At 66.4% G+C, this 11785-nt stretch carries 14 protein-coding genes; 4 read left to right on the forward strand and 10 right to left on the reverse strand.

Features of this window, described 5'->3' with window-relative positions:
• The coding region (locus tag V5A38_RS12515) for an MFS transporter (RefSeq protein ID WP_332326098.1) at positions 1 to 1187 on the reverse strand (1187 nt) is incomplete at its 3' end.
• Between the two features lie 126 nt (positions 1188 to 1313).
• Here V5A38_RS12515 and V5A38_RS12520 point away from each other — a divergent pair.
• Positions 1314 to 3404 (forward strand): prolyl oligopeptidase family serine peptidase, encoded by a 2091-nt coding sequence (locus tag V5A38_RS12520; protein WP_332326099.1) that lies wholly within the window; start codon positions 1314 to 1316, stop codon positions 3402 to 3404.
• A gap of 363 nt (positions 3405 to 3767) precedes the next feature.
• Positions 3768 to 4898, forward strand: a complete 1131-nt coding sequence (locus tag V5A38_RS12525) for an MFS transporter (protein ID WP_332326110.1) — start codon at positions 3768 to 3770, stop codon at positions 4896 to 4898.
• A gap of 263 nt (positions 4899 to 5161) precedes the next feature.
• Here the strand turns inward: V5A38_RS12525 and V5A38_RS12530 are convergent, their stop codons facing one another.
• Complete coding sequence (locus V5A38_RS12530) at positions 5162 to 6544, reverse strand: signal recognition particle protein Srp54 (protein ID WP_332326100.1); 1383 nt, start codon at positions 6542 to 6544, stop codon at positions 5162 to 5164.
• A 157-nt stretch (positions 6545 to 6701) separates the two neighbouring features.
• Between V5A38_RS12530 and V5A38_RS12535 the strand changes: the two genes are divergently transcribed.
• On the forward strand, positions 6702 to 7364 hold the full coding sequence (locus tag V5A38_RS12535) for a mechanosensitive ion channel domain-containing protein (RefSeq protein ID WP_332326101.1): 663 nt from the start codon (positions 6702 to 6704) through the stop codon (positions 7362 to 7364).
• Here V5A38_RS12535 and V5A38_RS12540 read toward each other — a convergent pair whose 3' ends face one another.
• The 8 genes from V5A38_RS12540 to V5A38_RS12575 form a co-directional block, all read right to left on the reverse strand.
• A complete protein-coding gene (locus V5A38_RS12540; protein ID WP_332326102.1) occupies positions 7365 to 7847 on the reverse strand; it encodes a hypothetical protein in 483 nt (160 codons plus the stop codon).
• Between the two features lie 43 nt (positions 7848 to 7890).
• Positions 7891 to 8415 (reverse strand): hypothetical protein, encoded by a 525-nt coding sequence (locus V5A38_RS12545; protein ID WP_332326103.1) that lies wholly within the window; start codon positions 8413 to 8415, stop codon positions 7891 to 7893.
• A gap of 31 nt (positions 8416 to 8446) precedes the next feature.
• Positions 8447 to 9541, reverse strand: coding sequence for a signal recognition particle-docking protein FtsY (gene ftsY / locus V5A38_RS12550; protein WP_332326104.1), 1095 nt, complete (start codon positions 9539 to 9541; stop codon positions 8447 to 8449).
• 6 nt (positions 9542 to 9547) lie between these two features.
• Positions 9548 to 10006, reverse strand: coding sequence for a prefoldin subunit alpha (pfdA, locus tag V5A38_RS12555; protein ID WP_332326111.1), 459 nt, complete (start codon positions 10004 to 10006; stop codon positions 9548 to 9550).
• Positions 10006 to 10182, reverse strand: coding sequence for a 50S ribosomal protein L18Ae (gene rpl18a, locus V5A38_RS12560; RefSeq protein ID WP_332326105.1), 177 nt, complete (start codon positions 10180 to 10182; stop codon positions 10006 to 10008). Before rpl18a ends, pfdA begins: the two co-directional genes overlap by 1 nt.
• A gap of 166 nt (positions 10183 to 10348) precedes the next feature.
• Entirely contained in the window at positions 10349 to 11014 is a 666-nt protein-coding gene (locus V5A38_RS12565; protein ID WP_332326106.1) for a translation initiation factor IF-6, read from the reverse strand.
• 1 nt (position 11015) lies between these two features.
• Positions 11016 to 11294 (reverse strand): 50S ribosomal protein L31e, encoded by a 279-nt coding sequence (locus V5A38_RS12570; RefSeq protein WP_332326107.1) that lies wholly within the window; start codon positions 11292 to 11294, stop codon positions 11016 to 11018.
• Positions 11294 to 11446, reverse strand: coding sequence for a 50S ribosomal protein L39e (locus V5A38_RS12575; protein WP_332326108.1), 153 nt, complete (start codon positions 11444 to 11446; stop codon positions 11294 to 11296). Before V5A38_RS12575 ends, V5A38_RS12570 begins: the two co-directional genes overlap by 1 nt.
• Positions 11447 to 11568: 122 nt before the next feature.
• Between V5A38_RS12575 and V5A38_RS12580 the strand changes: the two genes are divergently transcribed.
• Positions 11569 to 11785, forward strand: a 217-nt coding sequence (locus tag V5A38_RS12580) for a hypothetical protein (RefSeq protein ID WP_332326109.1), incomplete at its 3' end; no start/stop codon positions are given.

Below are 11785 nucleotides of genomic sequence, written 5' to 3' on the forward strand. Positions count from 1 at the left end.
TACTCCCCGGCTTCTCCGGTAATCGCGACCACCACGAGCAGCACGAACGCGAGCGCGAGTGAGGCCGCGAGCGCGGCGAAGGCAAAGGCGAAGCTCCGGGCGTCGATGAGGTAGCCCGTCACGGCCGGTGCGACCGCGGCGGAACTCATCAGCACCGTCCGGACGACACCCAGCCCACCGCCAGCGGCCTCGTCGGGGAGAATCGACATCAGGAACGCGCTCCGAGCCGGCCGGTAGCCGTGGCCGCCGATGCCAAAGAGGATGACGGCGGCGCCGACCGCGAGCGCCCCGGCGACGACCTGGAGCAGCGCCACCCCGATGGCGGCGGCGCCGACGGTCGCCAGCAGCACCGGAATCCGCCCGGCGCGGTCCGCGAGCTCACCGGTGCCGAGTTGGACCAGCGAGACGACGAACAGCCCCGAGTAGAGCGCACTGGCGGCGGCCGTCGAGAGCCCGGCGGCGTCGGTCAGATAGAGCGGGAGGAAGGCAACGGCTCCGTTGTAGCCGAAGGAGACGGCGACGGTGACCGCGACGAACAGCGCAACCCGCGGCTGGGAGAGCGAGCGGGCGTAGGCCGCCAGCGCGACGCCGTCGTCGTCTTTCTGGGCTGTGACGCCGCCGTCCTTGGGGAGCCGTCGCGGAGTCCGAATCGCGAACAGTGCCGCGAGCGTGAGCACCACGAGCCCACCGGCGAGAAAGAGCCCGCGCCAGTCCGGTAGCGCGTAGACGACGGCTGCGGGCGCCGCGACACCGCCGAAGGCGGCAATCGTGTCGAGGGTCCCCAGCGCGCGCCCGGTTCTGCTGGGATGGACCATCGTCAGGAGCCGGACGGCGACGGTTTTGTGCGCCCCGGTGCCGAGGCCGACCAGTAACATCCCGCCGACGAGCAGGGGGAACGGCTCCGCGACCAGCAGGACGAGCGCGCCGATGCCCGTGACGACGGCACCGGCGGTGATAATCGGCACAGGGCCGCGACGGTCGGCTAGCACGCCAGAGGGGAACTGCATCAGCGCGTAGGCGACCATCAGTGCCGAGAAGGCGGCGCCGATGGTGGCGTTGGAGACGCCGTAGAGCTCCTGGAACGTGCCGAACAGCGGCGGGAACGCGTAGCGCAGGAACTTCGCCATGAACCAGATGAGCGACGTGAGGATCAGCGCGTCGTAGCGCCCGAGGCGGCGAAGCTGCATTCGGGCCACCCTACCCCGGCCCAACCCAAAAGCGCGCTGCATCCGGCGAACGAAGGGTTAGTTCAGTCAGCCGGCTGCCGGCAACGTGACGGAGACGGCGCGCATTGCCGTTTACCGACCACCGATATGGTGGGGGCCGCATACTCCGGTGTGCCAACCAGTCTCACTATCGACGACGTACTGGACATCGAGTATCCCGGACCGCCGGCGTGGGCCGCGACGGGCGACTTCGTCGCCGCCCCCGTCTACGAGGACGACCAGCAGTCGCTCCGCGTTGGGGCTGTTGACCGCGATGGACCTGGTGGAGATGGCGAGGACCCGTGGCGACTCGCTCCCGAGGACGGCGTCGCCGAGATGGCGTGGGGGCCAGAAGCCGACCCGGACCATCTCGCGGTGCTCACCGGCGAGGGCGAACTCCTGCTCGCGAACGCCCGGAACCGGACGACTGAACAGCTTTCCGGCGACGTCGACGCCGACGACATTGCCTGGACAGCGGACGGCCGGCTGCTCGCGGTCTACCGCGAGGGCCAGCCCACCGTCTTCGACCTGGAGACGGGGACCGACCGGCGCTACGAGACGCCCGAGCGGGGACCGTTCCTCGGCGGGGACCGGATGCTCGCGTTCTCCCCGGACGGCGAGCGGCTTGCCTACCGCTTCGTCGCCAGCGATGCAACGCAGATTGGCGTGCTCGACGTCGCAGAGCAAAGCTCTGCGGGCAACCAGAACGCGTCGCGTTCTGATGACGTCGAAAGCGGCGACCGCGTCTGGCGCAGCAGTGGACCGTCAGCCACGAACTCGCCGGCGTGGCTCGGCGACGGCCGACTTCTGCTCGACAGCAGCGGCGATAGCGGCCGGTTCCGGGAGGTGTTCGCTGTCGATCCCGATACCGGCGAGCGGCAGACGCTGTTCCGGGAGGAAGAAGAGACCGGCACTGTCTCGCGTGGCGACGCCGAGGTCTCCCCCGACGGCGAGCGTATCGCGCTCCCGCTGCCGCTTGACGGCTGGGAGCACGTCCACGTCATCGACGTGGATTCAGGCCAGCGGACACAGCTCACCGCCGGCGCGTTCGAGGACAAGGGCGTCGCCGGGTCGTCGCCGCAGTGGCTCGACGACGAGACGCTCGTCTTCGCCTCGAACCGGCAGGACCTGGGCGAGCGCGGGCTCTTTGCAGTCTCGGGCGCCACGGGTGGTGACCCCGAGGTGACGGAACTGGTGACTGGCGGGACGAACATCCACCCCAAACCGGCCCCGGACGGCGAGCACCTCGCGTACATCCACGCGTCTCGCGAACAGTCGCCTGAACTCCGCGTGGTACCCCTCGACGACGACGGGAGCGGGTCGCCCCGGCGCATCACGGAATCCGCCGTCGACGACTGGCCGGTCGACCCTATCGAGCCAGAGCGCATCAGCTACGAGAGCGTCGGTAACCTGCAGATCGAGGGCTACCTGCTCGACCCACGGGACTCGGAGGCCGTCGACGATGACGCCGCAGCGCTCCCCGCAGTCATCTGGGTCCACGGCGGCCCCATGCGGCAGATGCGCGACGGCTGGCACCCCTCCCGCTCCTACGGCCTGGCCTACTCGTTCCAGCAGTATCTCGCACAGAAGGGCTACGTCGGGCTGTTCGTCAACTACCGCGGCGGCATCGGCTACGGCCGCGCGTTCCGCGAGGCGCTCTTTGGCAACCGCGGCACTGACGAGATGACTGATATCGCCCGCGGTGCCGACTACCTCCGGGACCTGGAGTACGTCGACGACGACGCCGTCGGCATGTGGGGGCTCTCATACGGCGGCTACGCCGCGCTCCAGCTGCTCGGCACCCGCCCGGAGGCGTTCGACGTCGCGGTCAACATCGCCGGGCTGGCGGATCTCGAACAGTACCGCGACTGGGCTGAGGAGACCAAATACCCCGGCGCGGCCTCCTCGCAGGCGGTCCGCCTCGGCGGCGAGCCCTGGGAAGCCCCCGAGAACTGGGCGGATGCCAGCCCCAAGACCCACTTCGAGAACTACGAGAACCCGCTGTACAGCTTCCACGGGACGGGCGACCGCTACGTTGATTTCGAACAGCTCGACGTGGTCGTCGAGGAGCTCATGGAGCTCGGCAAGGACCACGAGTGGGAGTACTACCCCGGCGAGAACCACCTGTTCTCCGAGCGGGCGACCTGGGAGCGGGCGCTCCCGGAGATCGAGGCGGCGTTCGAGACCGAACTGCGCTGAGTTCGGTCGCGGCGGTCGGTTTCGTGCTCACGACGACAGCTCTAACGGTCGGGTGAGAGCAACAGTGGTTCACGCTGTCCGTCTCGACGACGAGTCCGGCTGGAACAGCGGTAACCGAGAGGAGAACTAGCTACCGAGCCGATCGCCGTCCTCCGACGGTGAATCTCCTTCGGCCCGGCGTTCCTGTGAGCGTTATTACGATGATCCGTCCGTGACATAACACAATCCAATTTACCGTCGGGTCTCGGGTTTCCACTGATGCGTCTCTCTTCCCCGGACACCTGGCAGCGGTTACCTGTCGGGAGTGTGCTGAAATACTACCTCTACAAATCGACGAAAGCAGTCGAGTTCTACCGGCCGATCATGTATCTGTTCTTCCTCGCACAGGGGCTCAACTTCACCCAGATAGCCACGCTCGAGGCGCTGTACAACCTGACGACGCTTCTTGGAGAAGTCCCGACCGGCTACGTTGGCGACCGCGTTGGGCGTCGGAATAGCCTCCTGGTCGGGACAGGGCTTATCGCTGTCACACTTCTCGGAATCGGGCTCGCAGAGTCGTTCCTCACCCTGGCTGGCCTCTACGTCTGCTGGTCGTTCGGCTACAACTTCCGCTCAGGGAGTGAAGACGCGTGGCTGTACGATACGCTCACCGACGAACTCTCGGAACGCGAGTTCGCGCACGTCAGAGGACGCGGTGAGTCCGTTTCACTGGCAGTCGGCGCGGGTGCAGCTATCGTTGGGGGCTACCTCGGAACGATCGACCTCTCGTACCCGTGGTTCGTGGCTGCGGCCGTCACAGGAATCGGCGTTCTCGTACTTCTCACGATCGAGGAACCGGAGACCTACGAGAACGCCGATACCGGTTCTTTGGGTCTCCGCGACACGCTCAGCATCGTCCGGCGGACGCTCTCCCAGCGGAATCTCCGAGCCTTCATCCTCTACTACTACGTCCTGTACGCTGCCGTCACCTATCTCGTCTTCGTGTTCCTGCAACCAATATTCGAGACTGTCGTTCTCGACCTCGGCGTCTCACCGGGGCGTGTCGAGTCACTTCTGGGGTGGTTCTACGCGGCCTACAGCCTCTTCGGTGCGGCGTTGAGTTACTACACGGGAGCGATACGCGACCAACTCGGCCTTCGGACGTGGTTTATCTGGCTTCCCTTCGTCGTCGGAGCAGCCCTGGTGGGGATGTACTTCGTCCCGGTGTTCGCGCTTCCGACCTTCCTCCTGATTCGTGGTCTCTCTGATGTCACGCGGTCGTTTGCGGGCCAGTACGTCAACGACCGGACAACGACGGTTGGACGAGCGACTGTGTTGAGTGCGATGGCGATGATCAGTGGCCTCGCAGTCGTGCCGTTCCAGCTCGGCAGTGGCGTCCTCTCGGACGTCGTTTCACCGCTGTTCGCCCTCGCAGTTGCCGGTGCCATCCTGATGGGTGGCTCGGTCGTGATTCTGGCGTGGGAGGTTCCCGTCACGGAATCCGGTTCCGCCTGATAGTGATTACTGCGAGTCCGTCCCGCCGTGACCATCCGTGTCGGTGAGGGGAGCCCCTGAACCGGCGGCGTTCGACACCGTCGATGACACTATCCGCAGTAATCACTATGAGTAGAACTGTCCTCAGCAGACAGACGGGACTCCCCCTCGTCAGTCGAGGTCACGTGGCGAACTGGCCGACAGTTCGTGAGGGTGCTCTCTCCCCGCCCACCGAGGCGAGCAGTCTGCAAAACTCGAAACATCAAAACAACCGGGGAACGCGACTACCCGAACGGCCCCATGCCGTCCATGCCGCCGCCGCCTTCGCCCTGCATCTTCTTCATCATCCGCTGCATATCGCCGTCGCCCATCCCCTGGAACTGGTTGAGCGTGCGGTCCATCATCTTGTGCTGCTGGAGCAGCTCCTGGACGGTCTCCTCCTCGGTTCCTGAACCCTGGGCGATGCGCTTGACCTGCGAGGCGCCGATGGAGCGGGGGTCCTCGAGCTCCTCGTCGGTCATCGAATCCATGATGACCTCGAAGTTGCGCATCCGGTCCTGGGTGACGTCCATCGCGTCGTCGGGGAGCTGGTCCATCATCCCGCCGCCCATCCCGGGGATCATGTCCATCACCTGGTCGAGCGGCCCCATCTTGTTCATCGCGTCCATCTGGCGCTGCATGTCCTTCAGGGTGAAACTCCCCTGGAGCATATCTTCGGGCTCCCAGTCGTCCTCGCCTTCCTGGGTCTCGGCCATCGCGCGCTCGACGCGCTCGGAGAGCTGTTTGAGGTCGCCCATCCCCAGCAGTCGGGAGATGAAGCCGTCGGGCTCGAAGCGCTCGATGTCCTGTACCGTCTCTCCGGTCCCGAGGAACGCGATCGAAGAGTCAGTCTCGTTGACGGCCGTCAGCGCCCCGCCACCTTTTGCCGTCCCGTCGAGTTTGGTGATGGCGACGCCGTCGACGCCGATGGCGTCGTCGAACTCACGGGCCTGGGCCTTCGCGCCCTGGCCGATGGCGGCGTCGAGCACCAGCAGGTTCCGGTCGGGATCGACCGCACCCTCAATCTCCTCGATCTCGTCGATGAGGTCGGCCTCGAGCGCGTGCCGACCGGCCGTGTCGACGATGTGGACGTCGGCGTCCGCTGTCGCCTCCAGCCCGTCGCGGGCGATCTGGACGGGATTCTCCGCGTCGGGGTCGCCGTAGAACTGCACCTCGGCGCTTTCGGCCATCTGCTTGGCCTGCTGGTAGGAGCCGGGGCGGAACGTGTCGGTCTGGATGACCGCCGGGCGGAGTCCCTTCTTCGCGAACCACCAGGCGATCTTCGCGGCCGTCGTCGTCTTCCCGGAGCCCTGCAGCCCCGAGAGCATGATCGTCTGAGGCTCGAGCGGGAGCTCGGTCGACTCGCCGACGACGTCGACCATCTCCTCGTAGACGATCTTCAGGATGTGGTCTCGCGCGGAGGTGCCACCGGGTGGCTCCTCGTTCAGCGCGCGTTCCTCGATGCTCGAGGAGAGATCCATCACGAGGTCGACTTCGACGTCGGCCTGGAGGAGCGAGCGCTGAATCTCCTTGACGATCTCCTCGACGTCCTCCTCGTCGAGGCGGGATTTCCCGCGGAGCGTGTCCATCGTGCCCCGGAGGGAGCTACCCAGGTTGTCGAGTACCATCTTACCCGTACGTTGGCGGCCAACCCGTAAACCCTTGTCCGTCGCTGCCGGGCTGTCGCCCCCCGAACCCGGTTATCGGGTGCTGACAGACCCCACCTCGACGGGTGCACCTGTCGGAGCATCTACTTTCTTAACGTTCCGGGCCACGACTCTCTGCATGACGCAGGCCGCCGTCGTACTCCAGTCCGGCGTGAGCGGACTGTTCGACACGCTCGTCTCCATCACCTCGAACGCGGTGGGAAAGCTGGTGTCGGACGTCGTCGCCGCGCTCCCGCGCATCCTCGCGGGGATCATCTTCCTGATCATCGCGGCCCTGGGCATCAAGCTGATCAGGGTCGTGCTCGGCTACTTCCTCAGCCGGACCTTCCCCAACGAGCCGACGGTGTACCGGCAGTTCATCGTCGCCATCGTCATGCTGTTTCTCTGGTTCGGCGTTGGCCTCTCCTTCCTCGCTGTCGTCGGGATGGAACAGATTGCGGCCTCGCTCGGCTCGGCGGCCGGCTTCCTCGCACTGGGTGTCTCCTACGCGCTCTCGAACGTCATCGCCGACGTAGTGGCTGGGGTTTACCTCCTTCGCGACGAGGACTTCATGCCCGGCGACCGGGTCGACATCGGCGGCACCGTCGGCACGGTCCAGAGTATCGAGCTCCGCAAGACCCGGCTTACCGTCAACGACGGCGAGGACACGATGGTCAGGAACAACACCGAGATCGAGAAGAAGTGGACCAAACTCGACGACGTGAACCAGGAACTGGGCCCTTCGGGGGACGAGGCCGACGATGCCTTCACCGACGCCGACCTGAACGACCCCGACGAGTAGCTACCGCTCCTCGACGCTGATGCTGTCGATGTAGTGGGTGGCGTCCGCCTCCCAGACGACGGTGACGCCGACGGCGAGATGGAGCGGTTCGCGCAGCCCGCCGTAGGGCGACCCTGTCACTGTCGACGTGTTCATCCCGGGCTCGGGGAAATCAGCTTCCTCGGTCGGCTCCTCCGGGCCCAGGTAACAGACGAGGTTCCGGAGGGTGTTGAACGACTCCGACTGGCTCCAGGCCGAACAGGAGACGTCGAACCCCGACGCGTCACCGGGGACCGAGAGCTCTGCCTCCGGGCCGACGTGGGCAGCGGTCTCCCAGCCGTCGAGGCCGTCCTCGAACCCCTCGGTGAACAGCGGCCCGTCACCGCAGTTACTGCCGCCGTCGCCCGCTGGCATCGCACAGCCGGCGATCGCGGTTCCGAGTCCGACAGCGGCGCCGGCTCGGAGCGCGTCCCGTCGTATCAGATACATGTCCGTACCGCCCATATCCTGGTACCGCCTCCGGCCCTGCTACCCATTGGTACCGAGTTCAGTTCGCGTCCGCGAGCGTCCACACATCGTGCTCTTCGCCGGTCCGAGTGTCGCGCTCGGCGACGCCAGCGAGCAGGTCGCTGGCGAACTCGGCTGCTTCCGCCAGTTCACTGGGCCGGGAGGCCTCCAGCCGGCCGAGTGCGAGCTCCGCGCCGGTGCCCAGCGCGAGCGGCGGGTCCTCGAGTACGCTGCCGTTGGCGTATACCGCCCGGACCTGCGCCTCGCCGTCCCTGTCGCGCGCGGCGGCGACGGCGTCTGTCCCGACGTCACGGACGACGTCCCGGAGTAGGCGGGTGTACGGCTCGACGGTCGGTGACTCGCCGTGTTCGGTTCGGTAGCGCCGAAGCTCCACATCGATGTGTCGGCGCGCCTCGTCGGGGTCGTCGACGACGGCGCCACCGCAGTCGTCGAACTCGAGCATCCGGTCGGCGCTGGTGCTCGCGATGGTGGTGCCACGGACGACGGTGCGGTCGGCGGCGACGACGACGCCCGCGTCGCTCTCGAAGGCGATAACTGTCGGCATGAACGGGGGTTGGAGCCCCCGAGAGAAAGGCCTACTCCTCGGCCAGCAGGTCGTCGACCAGCGCCTCGGGGTCGAACTCCTGGATGTCGTCGTACCCCTGGCCCGTTCCGAGGAAGAGGACGGGCCTGCCCGTGACGTGGGCGATGGAGATCGCGGCACCGCCCGAAGAGTCGGCGTCGGCTTTCGTCAGCACCGTGCCGTCGATTTCGGCGGCGTCGTTGAACTCCTTGGCCCGCTCGACAGCGTCCTGTCCGGCGACGGCCTCGTCGACGAACAGCGTCATCTCGGGCTCGACGACCCGGTGGATCTTCGAGAGCTGCGTCATCAGGTCGTTGCTGGTGTGGAGTCGACCCGCGGTGTCGCCCAGCACCACATCCACGTCGTTGGCCTTCGCATACTCCACGCCGTCGTAGATGACTGCGGCAGGGTCGCCGCCCTGTTCGTGGGAGATGATCTTCCGGCCAACGTTCTCTGCGTGTTTCTCGATCTGCTCGTTCGCACCGGCGCGGTAGGTGTCCCCGTTCGCGAGCACCGAGCTATACCCCCGGTCACCGAGCCATTCGCTCAGCTTGGCGATGGAGGTGGTCTTGCCGACGCCGTTGACGCCCGTAAACACGATAGTGACCGGCTTCTCGGCGTCGGCGATGCGCTGCTCGAAGTCGAACTGGCCGACAGAAATCACGTCGACCAGCGCGTCGTGGAGCGCATCCTCGACGAGTTCGGCCGTCGTGTCGACCTGTTTGCGGCTCTCACCGATGAGCGTCTCCCGAACCGTATCGAGGATCTCCTCGGCGACGCTCATCTCCACGTCGCTCTCGAGCAGCGCCATCTCCAGCGACCACAGCGGCTCCTCGAGGTCCCCCTCTTCGATGATGACTCGCCCAGTCGCAAACGCAGCTGCCTGGCGGAGTCGACCGGGGCTGTCGCTCTCGTCCTCGGTGGACTCACGTTCCGGGGCGCCCGCAGGCGTTGCCGGCTCGTCCGCTTCCTCAGCCGCGGACACGGAGTCAGCGGTTTCCGCGTCTGCCTCGGCTGCTTCGGCCTCGGCTGCTGCCTCCTTCTCCTCGACCTCCTCCTCGACCTCGTCGCGGAACGAGCCGAGTTTCTCCTTCAGTCCGTCGAACATGGGACCTTACTGGTCGCCGCCTTCTTCCTGCTGCTGCATCTGCTGCATCTGCTGCTGCTGCATCTGCTGCTGCATCTGCTGGGCGCGCTGCTCGATCTGTGCACTCTCCTCTTCGAGCTCGTTGATCTCCGCCTGGACCTCGCTGATACGGTCGTCGAGGGCCTCCTTCTTCGACTCGAGGGCGTCCTCGGCGTCCTCGCGGTCCTGCTCTGCAGCGTAGCCGCCGCCGAGTCCGACGATGATCTCGTCGACGTCGTCGACCTCCGCGCGGACGTAGGCGCCGCCGCCGAGGGGCACCTGCACTGTCGAGCCGCTCTCGAGCGTGTTGATCGCCTCGATGGCGTCGTCGACGCCGGTTTTCTCGTCGCGGAACTCCGCGATCTCTTCCTCTTTGGCCTGTATCTCGGCGTCGATCTCCTCGAGCTCCTGGGAGAGCTGCTGCAGCTGCTGCTGACCACCACCCATCATGCGGCGGTCACCTCCGTAATCTCGATCTGGGTCCGCTTCAGGTTGTGTTCGGCGCCGAACTGCGAGAGCGTGTGCTCGCGTGCGACGTCCTCGTTCTCCGCGTCGATGCTCCGTTCGAACGCCTGCTGACCCTCCCGGGCCTCGAACGTACCGCTCACAGTAAACTGGCTCATAGTCGAAAAGTCGGCGGGCGAATGGGAAGTAGCTTCCGAAAGGCGGAGGATTGGGCTGACGCGCCGAACCCAAGGCGTGGGACTGTGCTGTCCACGCCAAGTTTCGACCACGGTGGCGCCGCTGGCCCGGTATCGTGACCGGTGAGCGTCAGAAAAACCAGCCGACTCAGTCGAGATAGCCGAGCGTGTCTTCGATGCGGCCCAGCTCCGGCCCGGTCGTGTCGTGGCCGACGACGTACCCCTCGTCGTTGGCGACGACGCCTGAACCGACCAGTGGCCCGCCGTAGTTGATCGTCCCCACGTCGGCGTAGACGTCGAGCAGCTCCTCCAGCGCTTCCAGCTCCGGTTCACGGGATTGGGGGTGACAGAGCACCCCCCTGGTGGTCGCCGCGGCGGCGGTGCCGACCGTCCGGACATCGCCAAGTGACCCCTGTTCGACGGGCACCTCCAGCGCCTCCTCGACCGCGCCGACCTGCTCCGCTGTCAGCTCCGGATGGACGTAAGCGCCGCCGTTGTTCGCGAGCACGACGTTCCCGGCAGCGTTGATACGGCCGGGAAGGCCGTGCACTGGCAGGCCGGTCGCGTCCTCGATGCGGTCGCGCTCCCGGTCGGTCACTCGGCCGGAGACGAGCAGCCCGTTCTCGTTCCCGGTTGCGAGCGCGCCGACGGTGTTGGAGCCGGCGACGGTCGTCCGGACGGCGGGGACGCCAAGCTCCTCGACCATTCCCTCGACGACGGAGTCGTCGGTATCGGGCCGAATCAGCAGACAGTCGTTCGTCGCTCTGGCAAAAACCCCGACGTACGAAGAGCCAGCGAAGGCCGCGCGGAACACGTTACTCTGCGGGTTCGGCTTCGACGACCGTCTCGCCTTCCTCGTCGAAGCGAGCGGCCCGGACCCGAATCTTGCTCGGGGGCTTCTTTCGCCCCCGGTCCCAGATTACCTCGTTGACCGCCGGGTCCAGTCGGACCTCGTCCTCCTCGGCGGAGAACGCCTTTGCGAGGTGCTCCCGGATGATGCTCATCGCGCGGTCCGCGCGCTGTCCCTTGGAGGCCTTCTTCGCGTCGCGGAGCGGGACGGTGACGACCCGCTCCTCGAAATCACTTGCGCTCATTACTCGTCGAGGTCAGAGCGCCGCCAGTTACGCCGCTTCGGGTTGCGGGTGACTTCCATGTCGGTTTTCATCATGACCCACGCTGGCACGCGTGAGTTCTGCTTCGTCTTCTTTCCGAGTCGCTTCTTCTGTGCCTTCGATTTTTTCCCCATAGTGCCCGGAGGTTCCGTCGCTCGACGTAAAACGCTGTCTATCCCGTATGTTCCGTTCCCGGCAGCGATTCGTACCCGAGGTGAACAGGGAGTGAAACGGCCGCGCCCGTGCGCGAGGCGCGGTGCACACCACAGGCCCGGTGGTTCCCGTCGAGCAGTATCGGCGGCCACTCGCCGTCGCGTTGCCAGCCCACGGCGGCACCGAACTCCCGGTCATCGTGCTCGGCGAACCACGCGATTTTCTCCGCCGCGTCGGGGAAGTCGGCGTCGACGGACCGGCCACGGTGTCATCGACGGTGTCGAACGCCGCCGGTTCAGGGGCTCCCATCACCGACACGG

It is taken from the genome of Halolamina sp. (assembly GCF_036626355.1).
GTDB lineage: Archaea > Halobacteriota > Halobacteria > Halobacteriales > Haloferacaceae > Halolamina.